Source organism: Erwinia sp. B116 (genome assembly GCF_002865965.1).
Taxonomy (GTDB): domain Bacteria; phylum Pseudomonadota; class Gammaproteobacteria; order Enterobacterales; family Enterobacteriaceae; genus Erwinia.
Genome location: NZ_JRZZ01000014.1, coordinates 61,735 through 77,265, shown reverse-complemented (window position 1 = coordinate 77,265; position 15,531 = coordinate 61,735). Strand labels below are relative to the sequence as shown.

At 63.1% G+C, this 15,531-nt stretch carries 15 protein-coding genes; 4 read left to right on the top strand and 11 right to left on the bottom strand.

Annotated elements, in window-relative coordinates:
- Positions 1-399: ABC transporter ATP-binding protein (locus NV64_RS24040; RefSeq protein WP_233208975.1), on the bottom strand; the 399-nt coding region annotated here is incomplete at its 3' end.
- A gap of 193 nt (positions 400-592) precedes the next feature.
- Here NV64_RS24040 and NV64_RS11995 point away from each other — a divergent pair.
- On the top strand, positions 593-1,531 hold the full coding sequence (locus NV64_RS11995; RefSeq protein ID WP_101505998.1) for a LysR family transcriptional regulator: 939 nt from the start codon (positions 593-595) through the stop codon (positions 1,529-1,531).
- Between the two features lie 239 nt (positions 1,532-1,770).
- On the opposite strand, the gene mdcH is transcribed toward NV64_RS11995, so the two are convergent.
- The 8 genes from mdcH to NV64_RS11955 form a co-directional block, all read right to left on the bottom strand.
- Positions 1,771-2,676, bottom strand: a complete 906-nt coding sequence (gene mdcH / locus NV64_RS11990; RefSeq protein ID WP_056231539.1) for a malonate decarboxylase subunit epsilon — start codon at positions 2,674-2,676, stop codon at positions 1,771-1,773.
- Positions 2,673-3,287: a malonate decarboxylase holo-ACP synthase gene (locus NV64_RS11985; RefSeq protein WP_101505997.1), complete on the bottom strand. Its 615-nt coding sequence runs from the start codon at positions 3,285-3,287 to the stop codon at positions 2,673-2,675. The genes mdcH and NV64_RS11985 overlap by 4 nt, the downstream gene beginning before the upstream one ends.
- Before the next feature lie 73 nt (positions 3,288-3,360).
- A complete protein-coding gene (mdcE, locus tag NV64_RS11980; protein WP_101505996.1) occupies positions 3,361-4,161 on the bottom strand; it encodes a biotin-independent malonate decarboxylase subunit gamma in 801 nt (266 codons plus the stop codon).
- The gene (locus NV64_RS11975) at positions 4,158-4,994 is read right to left on the bottom strand and encodes a biotin-independent malonate decarboxylase subunit beta (protein WP_056231530.1); all 837 of its coding nucleotides are present in this window, start codon (positions 4,992-4,994) and stop codon (positions 4,158-4,160) included. Before NV64_RS11975 ends, mdcE begins: the two co-directional genes overlap by 4 nt.
- On the bottom strand, positions 4,987-5,286 hold the full coding sequence (mdcC, locus tag NV64_RS11970) for a malonate decarboxylase acyl carrier protein (protein ID WP_101506007.1): 300 nt from the start codon (positions 5,284-5,286) through the stop codon (positions 4,987-4,989). The genes NV64_RS11975 and mdcC overlap by 8 nt, the downstream gene beginning before the upstream one ends.
- A 29-nt stretch (positions 5,287-5,315) precedes the next feature.
- Positions 5,316-6,377, bottom strand: a complete 1,062-nt coding sequence (locus tag NV64_RS11965; RefSeq protein WP_101505995.1) for a triphosphoribosyl-dephospho-CoA synthase — start codon at positions 6,375-6,377, stop codon at positions 5,316-5,318.
- On the bottom strand, positions 6,377-8,029 hold the full coding sequence (mdcA, locus tag NV64_RS11960; RefSeq protein ID WP_056231522.1) for a malonate decarboxylase subunit alpha: 1,653 nt from the start codon (positions 8,027-8,029) through the stop codon (positions 6,377-6,379). The genes NV64_RS11965 and mdcA overlap by 1 nt, the downstream gene beginning before the upstream one ends.
- A gap of 843 nt (positions 8,030-8,872) precedes the next feature.
- The gene (locus NV64_RS11955; protein ID WP_101505994.1) at positions 8,873-10,678 is read right to left on the bottom strand and encodes a lysophospholipid acyltransferase family protein; all 1,806 of its coding nucleotides are present in this window, start codon (positions 10,676-10,678) and stop codon (positions 8,873-8,875) included.
- A gap of 246 nt (positions 10,679-10,924) precedes the next feature.
- Between NV64_RS11955 and NV64_RS11950 the strand changes: the two genes are divergently transcribed.
- Together NV64_RS11950 and NV64_RS11945 are read left to right on the top strand one after the other, a co-directional pair.
- A complete protein-coding gene (locus NV64_RS11950; protein WP_101505993.1) occupies positions 10,925-11,836 on the top strand; it encodes a transcriptional regulator in 912 nt (303 codons plus the stop codon).
- A gap of 16 nt (positions 11,837-11,852) precedes the next feature.
- Positions 11,853-12,266: a hypothetical protein gene (locus NV64_RS11945; protein ID WP_146005481.1), complete on the top strand. Its 414-nt coding sequence runs from the start codon at positions 11,853-11,855 to the stop codon at positions 12,264-12,266.
- 37 nt (positions 12,267-12,303) lie between these two features.
- Here NV64_RS11945 and NV64_RS11940 read toward each other — a convergent pair whose 3' ends face one another.
- A complete protein-coding gene (locus NV64_RS11940; protein WP_101505992.1) occupies positions 12,304-13,293 on the bottom strand; it encodes a hypothetical protein in 990 nt (329 codons plus the stop codon).
- Positions 13,294-13,504: 211 nt separating this feature from the next.
- Between NV64_RS11940 and NV64_RS11935 the strand changes: the two genes are divergently transcribed.
- Entirely contained in the window at positions 13,505-13,990 is a 486-nt protein-coding gene (locus tag NV64_RS11935; RefSeq protein WP_056231511.1) for a YlaC family protein, read from the top strand.
- On the opposite strand, the gene NV64_RS11930 is transcribed toward NV64_RS11935, so the two are convergent.
- The gene (locus NV64_RS11930; protein WP_101505991.1) at positions 13,987-15,435 is read right to left on the bottom strand and encodes a PLP-dependent aminotransferase family protein; all 1,449 of its coding nucleotides are present in this window, start codon (positions 15,433-15,435) and stop codon (positions 13,987-13,989) included. The two genes, NV64_RS11935 and NV64_RS11930, sit on opposite strands and share 4 nt — an antisense overlap.
- Positions 15,436-15,531: the final 96 nt, after the last annotated feature.

Below are 15,531 nucleotides of genomic sequence, written 5' to 3'. Positions count from 1 at the left end.
ACGTGCGCCCATGCCGTGCAGGCCGACCAGCTCCAGCGCGGCGTCGACGCGCTGCTGGCGGATGGCGCGATCCATCCCTTTTATTTTCAGGCTGTATTCGACGTTTTCTGCCACCGACATATGCGGCCACAGGGCATAATTCTGGAAGACGATGCTCAGGTCGCGCTGCTCGGGGGCAAGGTGCTGACCGGGGGCGCTGTAGCAGCGGTCACCGACGGTGATGGTGCCGCTTTCCGGCACTTCAAACCCGGCCAGCGTGCGCAGCAGCGTGGTTTTTCCACAGCCGGAGGGGCCGAGCACCGCGATAAATTCTCCGTGCTCAATCTCAAGCGAGACATTACGCAGCACCGGCTGGCCGCCGAACGACTTGCACAATTTTTCAATCAGGATCGCGGACATAGCGGGTTTCTCCTGCCAGTCAGTTATAGCAACGGCTAAAACATACTGAGGGAAGATGACAGTGGGGTGACAGGCGCAGCTCGGGGGAGTGGATTAAACGGCGGCCGTCCGGCATCATCGCATTATTGCGTAAGACCCGGGCGTCACGCAGACGCTAGTCTTAGCATTCTGACGCCTGCCAGGAAGGGACACTATGAATCTGGATGCGGAATTTACCCTGCGTAAGCTGGAAATTTTTATCGCCTTTATGAACCGCGGCAACCTGACGCGCACCGCCGACGCGCTGGGGATCAGCAACGTCAGCGTACACCGGGCGCTGCACAGCCTTGAGCAGAGCGTGCGCTGCCCGCTGTTTGCCCACCAGGGGCGCAGCCTGGTGCCGCTACCCGCCGCGCATACGCTATGGGAATACGGCCAGGAGGCGCTGGATATGCTGTCGCGCGGCGTCGAGGAGGCGCGCAAGACCGCCGGGATCGGCCAGGGGCGTATCCGGCTGGGTACCCTCTATTCGCTGACGCTGGAAACCGTGCCGCAGCTGATTATGGGGATGAAAATGCGCCGTCCGGACCTGGAGATGGAGCTGACCATGGACTCCAACGAAACGCTGCAGGCGCGGCTTGAGGACGGGCTGCTGGATGCGATCCTCATCGTCACCTCTGACGCCGTCATTGACCTGAATCGCTTCGAGATGCTGCCGCTGTTTGACGATGATATTTTTCTGGCGGCACCGGCCAACTCGGGGCTGGAGAGCGGCCAGACCGCCGACCTGCGCGATTTTTCAGAGCAGAAGTTTGTCTCGCTGGCCGACGGCTTTGCCACCTCGCAGGGCTTTTATGAGGCCTTCGCCGTGGCGGGCTACCAGCCGGAGATCGTTACCCGGGTGAAGGATATCTTCTCGATGCTCAGCCTGGTGCAGGCCGGGGTCGGCTACACCCTGCTGCCCGGCCGCATGAAACGGGTGTATGAAAATTCAGTGCAGCTGCTTAAGCTGGCCGCGCCCTACCAGCGCCGCCAGACCATCTCCATCGTCTTTGAACGCAACCGCGAACACGATCCGAACCTGCTGGCGCTGGCGGCAGAGGGCCGCATGTACCGGCGGCAGCGTGAGGGGGCCGAACGGCAGGCCGGCTGATGCAACGCCGGTCAGAGGCTCCCCCGGGACCACAGGATCGCGATGCTACCTGCAGACCGGCCGCCGCAGGGTAGCGGAAAGGGGCTGGGACGCCGCCCGGCCCGCTCCTGGCAACACGGTAACGGGAGCATGACGGGCAGATCAGGGTTAACCGATTCCGCTACCCTCGCCGTTGCACTGCCCGTTCAGCCAGCCGCGTAATCAGCGCCGTTGCACTGCCCGTTAAGCCAGCCGCGTTATCAGCGCCGTTGCACTGCCCGTTCGGCCAGCCGTTTAATCAGCGCCACGCTGCCCTGCTCCAGCGCCACCGCTTCCCCACCGTTCAGCACCGGCCGGGTTAAACCGGTCAGCACCGCGCCCGGCGGCATCTCCACCGCCAGCCCAACTTCACGTTCTGTTGCGGCAACCATCGCGTCATACCAGCGCACCGGGCGGGCCATGTTCTGAGCCAGGTCGGCGGCAATCTGCTGCGGCTGCCACAGCACCCGCGCCGTGCTGCCGCTCAGGTAAGCGGCCTGCGGCCGCGCCAGCGACACCGACTGAAACGCCTCTGCCAGCTGCTCAGCCTGGGTGCCCAGCAGCGGGCAGTGAGACGGTGCGTTAACCGCCAGCCGGTGCACCTTCTGCGCTCCGGCAGCCCGTGCCCGTGCGGCCACTTCCGCCATCGCCACATCGCTGCCGGCGATGACCAGCTGCTGCGGCGCGTTGATGTTCGCCAGCCAGCAGGCGTCGCCCAGCAGCGGCTGCAGCCGTGCCTCATCCAGCCCGATTATCGCGGTCATGCCGTACCCCTGCGGAAAGGCCCGCTCCATCAGCGTGCCGCGCAGCGCCACCAGCCGCAGTGCGTCAGCAAAACTCAGCGCCCCGGCAATCACCGCTGCGGCAAACGCTCCGATCGACAGGCCGCAGCAAAAGTCAGGCTGCACGCTCTGCTGCCGCAGGCTGCGGGCGTGCGCCACCCCGGCGATCAGCAGGCACAGCTGCACCGCACGGGTCTGTTGCAGCGCTGACGCCCGATCCAGCTGCCTGACGTCTTCCCCCAGCGCCGTGCTGGCCTCGTCCAGCAGCTCGTCACCGCCCGGAAGCTGTTGCAGCATGCCGGGGCGCTGGCTGCCCTGGCCGGGAAAGGTAAACAGGATGTTCACGGCTGCGGGCCCCACGGCTGGCGGGTCAGCAGCGGGCCGCGGGCCGTTTTCAGCAGCACCTGCCCGTCGCGCAGCCACTCAGCGAGGGCAAAGCCGCCATACGGCGTCTCGACCTGGGTATCCACCCGGCAGGGTAGCTGGCTGACAAACTGCTGCCAGGCGCGCAGCGCCTGCTCCGCCACCGGCTGCGGGCAGCGGATCAGCAGGTCGAGGTCGCTCTGATGATGCATCACCGGCACTTCGGTCACCAGCGCGTAGCCGGCGCTGCCGGTGATGCCCCAGATCCAGGGCCAGCGCTGCTGCGCCAGCTGAATCGCCGCCTGCAGCGGCTGCTGCGAGACAAACGGTGAAGCCAGCAGCTGCTGCGGGGTGCTGAGCGCTTCCGGGGCCAGTACCCGCACCACCTGCGCAGGGTCTACCCAGGCCGCCGCCCGCTGCTCACGCTTCAGCCCGCGAATGCCCACCGGAATACGCCCCTGCTCTGGATCGCTGTCGCGGCGCACCACCAGCGGCAGCGCACTGCGCCACTGGCTTGCCACCCAGCCGGGCAGCTCGCCCGACAGCGCGCCAGGCGCTCCTACCCAGAGCAGATCGTGTGGCTGAAAAATCATTCTCGCCTCCTGATGTTTGGCCGCAGCGTCACCTGACGGCGGTGCCGTCCATTATTACGCCTCTCGTTCACCGCTACCACTGGCTGCGCATCATCTCCCGCACCCGCAACGAACTGCGGCGGTTCTCCGCTCCCAAGCGGCACTGCAGGCCGGGGTCACGCCGCGCGGCGGCCACCGCGGCGGCCAGCGCCTGCTGCACCTGCGCCACGTCTTCGGCGTCCGGCGCGTCCGGCTGGCGAATATCCAGCAGCGCTTCCAGCAGGCCCAGGCTGTGGTAGCTGCCAATGTCGTAGGCCATCGGCGGCACGCTCTGCGCCAGTTTTTCCAGCGCCTCTACGCTGCGCAGGGTGATGCGCGCCGCCGCCGCCTTGCCCATCGCGTGGATCTGCACGCCGGGATCGTTGAAGGCGATCAGCCGGTTGGCCTGGTAGCCGTGCGCCAGAAACGCGCCGGACATCGCCTTGCCAACGATCAGCCCGATCACCGGGTGGCCGGCCAGCCGCGCGTTGGCATACGCCCCGGCGGCGGCGGCCAGCGCCTGGTGGATGCCAAACGCCTCTTCGCGGCGGCCGTAGGCCTGGCTCGGCACGTCGATCACCGCCACGATTGGCCGCTTCAGCGCCCGCTCACCATCGGCTGCCACGGTTTCACTGACCACCTGCGCCAGCGTCCAGCCCTCCAGCAGGCCGACCTCCCCGCCCGCCGCGCGCGGATAGTGGTTCTGCGCGTCCGCCACCACGGCGATAAAACGCGCGGGTTCAGCGCCCACCTCACCCTCCGCAACCTGCACCGATGCACACAGCCCTGGCATGCGCGCCGCGCCGCCGGTCAGCTGCTGCAACCAGATTTCACCGCGCCCCGTTGGCTGATTCATGGCCGTTCCTCCCCGTTAAACAGTGCCGTCACCTGTCGTGCATCCGCCTGCTGCCGCGTGTCTGCCTCAGTCAGGCGCGGCAGATAATAGTCATAACGCTGCGAGCGATGCGGCAGAGGCACGCCGCGATCCAGCGCGTCGCGCATTGCCTGGCGCACCGCCTGCTGGCCGTCCGCCACCATCACATCCGCCAGCCCGCTGCGGCTACGAACCTCACCACCGCTCAGGCTCCAGATAAACGGCCGGTCGCGCGAGTCATACTCCTCAATGCCCGCCTCCTGCTCGATCACCTGCGGGCCGTTCAGCCCCAGCCGCGCCTCGCGGGTGACGATCAGCTGGCTGCACAGCCCGGCGGCGATCGACATGCCGCCGAAACAGCCGACGGTGCCGGCGATAATCCCCACCACCGGGGTATAACGGCGCAGGTCAACGATCGCCGCGTGGATATCGGCAATCGCCGCCAGCCCGAGATTGGCCTCCTGTAACCGCACGCCGCCGGTCTCCAGACACAGCACGGCACGGGTTGGCGTGCCGTTGCGGTGGTCGTCTGCCGCCAGCTCCAGCGCCGCCGCCATCTTCGCACCGGAGACTTCCCCCATGCTGCCCCCCTGAAACGCCCCTTCGATGGCGATGACCACCGCAGGTTCGCCGTCGATGGTGCCTTTCGCCACCACCATGCCGTCATCCGCCTGCGGCACGATGCCCTGCCCGGCCAGCCACGGCGACATCACGCCGTCGAACGGGTCAAGCAGTTCGCGAAAGCTGCCGGCGTCCAGCAGCAGGCGCGCGCGCTGGCGGGCGTTCAGTTCAATAAAGCTGCTGTCGTTACGCACCGGCCACCTCCTCAAATACCTGCTCAATACGGATCCGCGCCACGCCGGGCGTGGCGGCAAAGTCGTGAATGGTCATCTGCCCGGCCGCCAGCACGCCGAACCCGGCCAGCCGGTTGAACAGCGCCTGCCAGCGGCGTTCGCTGTTGTCCACCGAGGTGGTAATGGTGACGCCGAGCGTGGTGCCGGGCCCGGCAACAAACAGCACTTCCATATCGCCGGAGCCGACCACGCCGGCCAGCGCTCTGCCGTTCAGGCTGCGGCTGGCGGCAACCGTTAAGGTTATCTGTTGCATAACATCCTCTTTATCCTGCTGCGGCAGCATCAGCCGCCGCGTGAAAGTCGATCGAGAAACAGGGTCGCCGCCAGCAGATCGGCGGCACCGCCGGGTGAGGCGTTGGCGGCCAGCATCTGCCGGTCAAGCTGCACCAGCGCCGACCAGCCTGCGGGCTGGCTGACGCCGCCCGCCGCCAGCACCGCGCGCGCCCCCTGCTGCATGGCCGTCAGGCCGGCCAGCCCGGCGCGTGACAGTACGCAGGTGTCGCTAAGGCTGGTCATCATCGCCAGCAGCGCGTCCAGCTGCGCCTGCTCTTCTGTTGCTCCCTGCCGGCGGCTGGCGCGCAGCTGTGGCAGCGCCAGCCGGGTGATGTGCGGGAAACCCTGCTGCGCCTCTTCCCGTGCGCCGGGCAGCCGGAAGCGCGCGCTGGCACGCTGGCCGTTGCTGAACTGGCGGGGCATCTGTGCGTCCGGCAGCCGCGCCAGACGGGCGGCGGCTTTCACCACACGAGTCATCGCCTGTTCGCCGCTGCAGATTGTGGCATTTTCTCTGCGTGTGGCAGCTGCTGTGCCAGTTCCGACGGCGATAGTCGCCCCCCGTGCAGCCGTTTCTGCGCCAGTGCCCGGTGCAGCATTCGCCCCCCACGTAACCACCGCTGTACCACTTAAAGCGGCGGCATTCCCCCTTAGCGTCAGCGCCTCTGCACCGCTGCCGACGGCATCTTGTGAATCAGCCGTCATCGCCGCGCCGCACACCAGCAGCCCCAGCGCCCAGATCGCGCCGCGATGGGTGTTAACGCCGCCGGTAGCCTGCAACATGCACGCTTCGGCCTCGCGGCCGAGCTGGCCGACCCGCTGGCGCAGCGCGACATCCGCCGGTTGCTGCCAGCAGGCCAGCGCCAGCGCCTGAAAGGCGGGCGTCAGGCTGTGGGCGGAGCGTTCCATCAGCGCCAGCGTCAGATCCTGATGCGCGCCGCTGCCGCGCCGGTCAACCAGCCCCGGTTTCGGCGTCAGCCGCACTTCATCCAGCAGGCAGCCGGTGGCCAGCGCCGCCAGCCGCCGTGCCCGTGTTTCCGCTTCCGTCGCGGCGTACTGCCGCAGCAACGTCATTACCAGCTCCGGAATCTGGCCGGCGGCTGATACAGCCCGCCGGACCAGTCGACCAGCTCGGCCACGCTGCCCGCCGCCAGCAGCGAGCGGCTGGCGTCAGTACGGCGAATGCCGAGATCTTCCGGGAAGGCCACTTTGCCTTCGCGCCGCAGCTGTGCCACCCGCTGCGCGCTAACGCCGAGGCCGATATCGGTAATACCCGCTACCGCCGCCACCATCGCCCGCCTCTCCTCCAGCGAGCGCGCGCGGTACAGGTAGGCGATGCCCTCTTCGGTCAGCACGTGGGTGACGTCATCGCCGTAGATCATCACCGGTGCCAGCGGCATCCCGGCGGCTTTCGCCACTTCAACAGCATCCAGTTTTTCCACAAAGCTCGGTTTCGCCCCGGCCTGGAAGGTCTCGACCATCTGCACCACCAGCTTGCGGCCGCGCGCCAGCGGATCCGGCTCTTCGATCATCGCCAGCCACGCCGGGCTGGCATGGCGCCGCCCGTGCGGGTCGTGGCCCATATTCGGCGCGCCGCCAAAGCCGGCCAGCCGCCCGCGGGTCACCGTTGAGGAGTTGGCCAGCCCGTCGATCTGCAGCGTGGAGCCGATAAACATGTCGGTGGCGTACTGACCGGCCAGCTGGCAGAAGGCGCGGTTAGAACGCATCGATCCGTCGGCACCGGTGAAGAACACGTCAGGCCGCGCGGCCACGTATTTCTCCATGCCCAGCTCGCCGCCGAAGCAGTGCACGCTCTCCACCCAGCCGCTTTCGATCGCCGGGATCAGCGTCGGGTGCGGGTTAAGCGCCCAGTGGCGGCAGATTTTGCCCTTCAGGCCGAGCCGTTCGCCCCAGGTCGGCAGCAGCAGCTCGATGGCGGCGGTGTTAAAGCCGATACCGTGATTCAGCGACTGCACCTGATGTTCGGCGTAGATCCCCTTGATCGCCATCATTGCCATCAGGATCTGTTCCGGCTTGATCAGCCGCGGATCGCGGGTGAACAGCGGCTCGATAAAGAACGGCCGATCGGCCACCACCACAAAGTCGATCCAGGAGCCGGGGATATCCACCCGCGGCAGGTCGCTTTCGTCATCCACCAGCTCGTTGATCTGCGCGATGACGATACCGTCGTGAAAGGCGGCGGCCTCAACCAGCGCCGGGGTATCTTCGGTGCTGGGGCCAGTGTAGAGGTTGCCCTTGCGATCGGCCTTAAAGCCGGCCACCAGCGCCACGTTGGGGGTCAGATCGACAAACAGGCGGGCGTAGAGCTCGATATAGGTGTGGATCGCGCCGATCTCCAGCAGCCCGTCTTCCAGCAGCTGAGAGATGCGCAGGCTCTGCGGCCCGGAGAAGGAGAAGTCCAGCCGGCGGGCGATGCCCTTTTCAAACAGATCGAGATGTTCGCTGCGGCCGACGCTGGGCATGATCATATGCAGATCGTGCAGCTTCTGCGGATCCACCTGCGCCAGCGAGCGCGAGAGGAAGTCGGCCTGCTTCTGGTTATTGCCCTCCATCACTACCCGGTCGCCAGGGGCGATCAGCGCCTCCAGCATGGCGACCAGCGCGTCGGTGGGCAGGACTTTATCGGGCAGGCCGAGGCTGGCGATACGCCGCTGCTTTTCGCGGCGACGCGTATCCCAGGCGCGGGGTGTGGCAGGGGAATGCATGGTGTGACCTCCGGCAGGCGGTGGGCGTGCGTTGCCGCACTCAGACCTGTCAGTGTGCGCGCAGAGTCATGACGCCACAATTACGCACGGCGCTGGGTCGTTAGGCTGGGAGTAATGAAAGAAGAGAAATGAAGTAGATCAGCGCGTTACAGATAACAGAATCAGATAAGCGTCACATAAAGTCGTATAAATACGAAAAAAGGACAGCCCGGTGAGGCTGTCCCTTATTCAAGTTCCGGCCATTACAGACGGCCGGTCAGTTGCAGTATCGCAACGATGATTTGCAGCACGGCGTTGATTAACTCAAGCACCAGCAAGGCAATTTCCATCACTTTCTCCCTGTTACGGGAGTGCGCACAGCGCCATGAATGCCCTTGAGCTTCCCTTCACGGTTTGTACCCGGTAACAGGGACATGCGACACTCTGCGGGTGGGGGCAAACCGGGCAGCACCATCTGTTACCGATCGGGATAAACCCTCACTGACTGAACACCCACAGCTCTCGCAACGGCATCCCTGCTCACCGTGCATCAGTATACATTTCGCTCAGATCAAAAAACAATCAGTTGAATCTTGACGTTGAAGCCCTGTTCATCTACCGTAGACCTGTCTGATCTGCTGTGGTCCGGTAAGTTACAGCCTCACTGACAGCATCCCCCGGCGCGAGCGGTGACTCATTCCGGGAAGGTTAATCTCAGGCAGTTGCAGTATCACAACGATGATCGGCATTAAGCGGGTACGGGCTTACTGCTAAGGTTCTCTGCTCAGCAACCAACTGTTGCAGGAACAAAAAAAAGAACCCTCCTCACGGACGGGTTCTTTTTTTATGCGTGCAGTTTAACGGTCAGGCTGTGGCGTGGTGTTCCGCGCTGGCAGGATGCTGCGAAACCCCGGCCATTTCGGCCATCTCCGCATCGGTTCCCTGCTGCGCCGTCCCCGCCTCTTCTCCCTGCTGATGCACCGCAATATAACGCTGGTAGCGGCTCTCTTTCAGCCGGGTAAGATCCACCAGCACCAGTCCGTCGATGCAGTGGTTAAAGTCCGGGTCGCTGCCGAAATCGATAAACTGCACGCCGCCGGTTTCACACAGCTCTGAATACTGCTTATAGAGCGGCGGAATGCCGGTGCCGAGGTTGGTCAGCAGGCGCTTCAGCGTCTTCAGATCTTCGCCGTAACTTACGCCGTGAAACTGCGCCAGCACGTCCGGCAGCGAGGCCGGATACGGGCGGCGGGAGGCGGCCAGCGGCAGCGCCGGGGCAAACCACAGGCGGTAGAACGCGACCAGCAGATCGCGCGCCGCCAGCGGCAGGCCGCCGGAGATGGAAACCGGGCCGAACAGGTAGCGATACTGCGGGTATTTCGCCAGATATGCGCCGATCCCCAGCCACAGATAGTCAAGGCCGCGTTTGCCCCAGTAAGCGGGCTGGATAAAGCTGCGCCCCAGCTCAATGCCCTGCATCAGAATCGGGTTCATCTGATGGTCGTAGTGGAACAGGCTGTGGCTGTAGATCCCCTCGACGCCCTTGCGCTCTAACTGTTCGGCGGTAGGGATAAAGCGGTAGGCACCGACGATATCCAGCGCCTCTTCGTCCCACAGGATCAGGTGATAGTAGTCATCATCATAGTCATCGAGGTCGCGACGGGTGCCGCTGCCCTCGCCCACCGCGCGGAAGGCAATTTCACGCAGCCGCCCCAGCTCGCGCAGGATCGGCACGTAGTCTTCGCCGTTGCGGCGGTAGAGGTAGATCATTTTGCCGTCCGGCAGCTGGCCAAGCACTTCGCAGCAGGCCAGCGCGCGCTTCAGCACCGCGCGGTCTTCCGCACGGGCGATGGCCGCTTCGGTCTGGAACAGCGCCGGCTTGCCTGCACCGACCCGATACAGGTGACGGCGAAAGCGTGCCGCCAGCGCTTTGGCCGGCGTGTGGCCGTCGTGCCAGCTGGCGTAAGGGATGCGTTTGCCAATCTTCAGCTTCAGCCGCGCGCCGCGGTTATGGAACATCTCTTTGACCAGCAGCAGCATCGACAGCGGCCGGTAGATTTTCGAGGTGAGGTAGAACAGCGCGCTGTTGCGGCCGCTGACGTGGATCGGCACCACCGGCGCGCGGTAGCGGGCCGCCAGCTTAAGGAAGCCGTGGCTCCATTTGCCATCCTTCACTCCTTTGCTGCCGAAGCGTGACACTTCGCCGGCCGGGAAGAAGATCAGCACGCCCTGGTTCTCCATCTGCTCCTGCATCGTCGCCAGCTGCTGGCGGCTGGTGCGGTTGCCCATATTGTCCACCGGCAGCATCAGGCTGCTCAGCGACTCCAGGCAGTTGAGCAGACGATTGGTGACGATTTTCACATCGCGACGTACCTGTGAGACGGCGTGCAGCAGCGCCAGACCGTCCAGCGTGCCCAGCGGATGGTTAGCAACGATCACCACCGGCCCCTGGCTGGGGATCTGCTCCAGATCGCGTTCGCTGAGTTCGCAGCTGACGTCGAGGTACTCCAGCACCTGTTCCACCATATCCAGACCCTTCAGGTGGCGGTATTTCTGGTTGAACTGCTGAAACTCTTTTTCGTGCAGCAACACGCGCAGCAGGGATTTTTGCCATGAGGGGGTACGATGCTGAGGGCTGAGTTCTTCCAGTACGGTTTCGATAGTAAACACAGGCGGATCTCCGGGCGTTTTAGCCGACACTACCCAGCGTGGATGAACCGCTTATGGCAAAAAAATGACCGGAATAAGACAGCACTCAGGGCGGTATCCTGTCCGCCTGCCGGGTATCGGCTCCCCTTCGGGCAGTCACGCCTCAGCTGAAAAGATAGTTTCAACTGATAACTAATCGGATAATTTGATGGTAAAACGCTCCGTTACAGGTAAAAATATCTCCCCGGATTTAACGAAAAATGAATTATGAACACGGATTTTATTATTCATCACTGGCTGGTTGACTCCGCGTCCGGCTCGCTTATACATCAGCAAACCGGCGAGCAGCGGCGGCTCGGCGAGTTCCAGTTTAAGCTGTTACAGGTGCTGATTGAGCATGTCGGGCAACCGCTCTCACGCGATGAGCTGACCAGCCTGGTGTGGGAACGCCGGGTTATCGGTAATAACAGCCTGCCGAATGCGATTCACGCACTGCGCGTGGCGCTGGATGATAATGGCAAAGAGCAGCGTATCATCCGCACGCTGCCCCGCAAGGGCTATATCCTTGACGCCGACTTTTGCCATTCTGGCCCGTCAGCAGAGACGGTAGCCCCCAGCACCAGCACCCGCGCCGATGAACTACCGGTGAACGAGGAGCTACCGGTGGACGAGGAGCCTGCGCCGTCAGAGGCCGGGCCCCCCGCCATACTGCCAGAGCCCGTCAGCACGCCTCCCCGCCCCAGCCGTTTCTGGCGACGGCTGGTGGCGTGCCAGTGCATGGTGTTGCTGGTGGTGGCCGGCTGGCTGTTCGGCAGACAGATCGCCACCGAGGGGTCTGAAATGACGGAAGTCAGTGCAGGGGTCTACAGCAATATTCGCCTGGTCGAGCTGTATCGCGGCTGGGAGGTCTTCTCTGCAGCGGAAGATTTAAGCAGCCAGCTGGGGCCGGTATTGTTCACCCTTAACCAGCAGCTGGCGAGCAGTAAAATGACGATGGACGTTTACTTCTATGCCTATGGCTCATCACTCAATTACACCCTGTCGCTGAAAAATGCCTGCGGTGCGAAACAGCTGGCGATGAATATCAGTAACTGGCGCACGGATGAAGTACAGCTGAACACACTGATTTCCCGTGAAACACAGAGAAAAATCAATGAAATGGCCAATTGCGCTCGTTAGTTTACTGCTGATTACAGTGCTGCTTTTAGCCGCCGGGCTGATTCACCGGCCCTCCGATAAGGGTGGTGCGCTACTTTTTGACACCTTCACCGGGGAAGATCTACAACTGGGCTATTACGATCTGCTGGCCAGCCAGCGGGAAATTTACGACACCCACTTCGATCGGCGCGACAACAGCCTGGTGCTCACCCTGACCAGCCCCAATGACAACCGGTTTATGGCGAAAGTCAGCCTTGAACAACCCCAGGCCGATGGTGAAGGCGTCACCTGGCGCTATCGCCCGATCCACTATGCGGACAGCGGCAACGCCAGAATGATCAAAAATATTTTGGGTAACGCGGAGCAGAACGGCGTGCGCTTTGATGCGGTACATTTTGGCAAAGACCTGCTGGCCATTACGCCGTCAGGGCAAATTTTACTGGTCAACTGATACGTCAGGCTGACGGGGCAGCGCTGCCCCGCCAGCGTTAGCGATCGGCAAAACGCGCCCGCCACGCCTTCAGCGTTTCAGGCAGCGCCTGCTTATCCTGCGCGGTGGTGGCATAATGGACGCTGACCCCCTGTTTTCCTCCCGGTTCCACGCGCATCGCCCAGATGTTGCCGTCAGGCGTGTACATCACTATCGCCGCCCGCCGGTTGGCCATCCCTTCGTACCACATCGTGACCACGGTGGCCCCGAGGTTATCCTGGTCATCACCGTAAACAAAGCGGGTGGCCGTGGCCAGATAGTGCGCATAATCACTGCCCACCAGCTGACGGAAGCGCTCATCGGTGGCTTTATCCGGCAAGATACCGAGGCTCTGTAACGTTGCTTGCGGCCGCGGATCGGCCTGCGCTTTCATATAGATGCCGTCGAAGGCCATGATGCCGGGCAGCAGCACATCACACTTTCCGTGCTGATCGCTGCTCACCTTTAACCGGCCATCCGGCAGGGGGATCAGAATCAGGCCACAGTCACCTCCCCAGACAGGGTTATAACTCAGCGCCAGGCTGCCATAAAAATCGAGACTGCTGCCGAAATCATAACGATGGCTGCCGCCCCAGGCTTCCACATCCATGCGGTACTGCCATTTTGCCGGATGCTTGATATTAATCCGCCCGCCGTTGCCCGCCGTAGCGCTGGTGTTCCACCACTGGCCTTCCCAGTCGAAGGTTTGTGGGCTCTGATGCAGCTGGCTTATCCCGGTCAGGTAGACTCCCCGCAGGCAGGCAGCACTTCGGCAGGCATCACGCGTTGCCGCCCACGCCGCGATCCGTTGCGTGACACCGGGGGGATCCCGCAGCACTTCATCATTAAATGCGTTGCTGAATACGCGATCCAGCCAGCTTAGCTCCGGCACATCGCAGACGGTATTTTCCATCAGGCTGGCCGCTCGTCCGCAGTCCAGCGCCTGCACCGGCAGCCCCGATCCGAGTAACAGGCTGCCTGCCAGCAGGGGGAGAAATCTCAACATCATGTATGCTCACGCCTCCATTATCCCGAACCACGCCGCGGTGCACGCCGCGGTGCTGCGGGGCAGCCAAGTTTACACGCCGGGCACTTTTACAGCTACTCTTTCACCCGTTCACCAAACTGTTATAGCCTGATAAACGTGAACTGTGTCTGCTGTTACCGGCAAAAATAGCGTTTACTATCACTCTGTCCGCATTCCATAACAGAGGTAATCCATGGAAGAAGTCAAAAAAATTCTGCTGCGCGAGATTGATAGCCTGAATCGCGCCGAGCAACGCGATAACAAACCGCGCTTCAGCTTCAGCTTTTTGAAAAAACACCCGGGCCTGTGGGCATCGATGTACGGTTGCTACATTCTGACCGTCGCGCTGATCTTTACCACCGACTTTCTCGGCTGGCCGGCCTTCTGGGGCGCGACGCTGTTTATCGTACTGATGAGCGGCCTGATGCTGCTGGACGTGACGCCGAAATACCGCTTCGAGGATATCGACAACGTCAGCGATATTCGCGTCTGCTATTACGGCGAGTGGTACTACATTCGCACCCTGTCGCCGCAGGCGATCAGCGATATTCTTAACAACGACAAGGTGCCGGACGAGATCAAACAGGGCGTGGATAAACTGCTGACCAAAAAGGGCGAAGTCGACTTTTACGACGTGTTCCGCCTGACCTGGGGCCAGAAGAGCGCCGCCGCGGTCTAACCCCCTGCCCGCGTGCCGGGCGGTAACGCCGCCGGCCCGGCGATCAGTTCGACGATCAGCCGGCCCAGCGTCGCGACCGCCGCATCGTGTGGCTCCTGCCACCAGGCGGTGTTAAAGCGGAAGTAGTTCGCGTACTGCTCGCTGGATGAGAACATCTTACCCGGCGCAATGCTGATGTTCTGCTCTAACGCCCGGTAGTACAGCTGGGTGGTATTCACCCCGCCCGGCAGCTCAATCCATAAGAAGTAGCCCCCCCGCGACTCATTGATGCGCGCGCCGTCGGGCAGATGGCGCTTCAGCGACAGCAGCGCCAGATTTTTACGCTGTTCCAGTACCTGCCGCAGGCGGCGCAGATGCAGATCGTAGCTGCGGGTGCCGAGGTAGGTGGCCAGCGCCTGCTGCATCGGGGCGCTGGTTGACAGCGTACTCATCAGCTGCAGCCGCTGGATGCGCTGGGCATGTTTTCCGGCGGCCACCCAGCCGACGCGAAAGCCGGCCACCAGGTTTTTCGAAAACGACGAGCAGTGCAGCACGTTGTCATCGCGGTCGAAGGCTTTGGCCGGCAGCGGCTTCTCCGCGCCGAAATAGAGCTCGCTGTAGACGTCATCCTCAATCAGCGCCACGTTATGCTGCGCCAGCAGCGCCACCAGCTGCTGCTTGCGGGCTTTGCTCAGGGTGCAGCCAACCGGGTTCTGCTGATTGCTCATCATCCACAACGCCTTGATCGGCCAGCGCTGCAGCGCGCGGCTCAGTTCGTCGAGATCGATGCCGTTCTGCGGGTCGGTGGCGATCGCCACGCTCTTCAGCTTCAGCCGCTCGATTGCCTGCAGCGCGCCATAAAAGGACGGGTTTTCAATTGCCACCCAGTCACCCGGCTCGGTCAGCGCCTGCAGGCTAAGGTTCAGCGCTTCCATCGCTCCGTTGGTGATGACAATTTCGTCCGGGGTCACCTGCACCCCCTGTAGCGCATAGCGCTGCGCCAGCGTTTTGCGCAGCGCCTCGTTGCCGGGTGGCAGATTGTGCAGCGCGTCCACCGCCTTCATGCTGTGCGAAACGGTGGTCAGCGCGCGCATCAGCTGGCGCTGCGGAAACAGCTCGGGGTCAGGGAAGGCGGAGCCAAAGGGGATGATGTGCGGATCGCGGCTGGCCTGTAATACATCGAAAATAAAGGCGTTGATATCCACCGACTCCGCCAGCTGCAGCTTCTGATGGCTGACCGGCTGGCTGAGGAATTCGGCGCGCGGCGCCACGTAGTAGCCGGACTGCGGGCGTGACTGGATCCAGCCCTGGCTCTCCAGCACCTGGTAGGCGTGCATCACCGTCATCAGGCTCACGCCGCTCAGGCCCACCTGCTCGCGCAGCGAGGGCAGTTTTTCCCCCGGCAGCCAGATTTCGCTCTCAATTTGCTGGCGAATCTGCGCCACCAGCTGCTCATATTTTGCCACGACTGTTACAGGCCAGATGCAGGAATTGGAGAACTATTATAGGTTGCAGCGCGTTGACAGTAAATCAACCCGTGCAGGCGGGAACGTTCCCGCAGG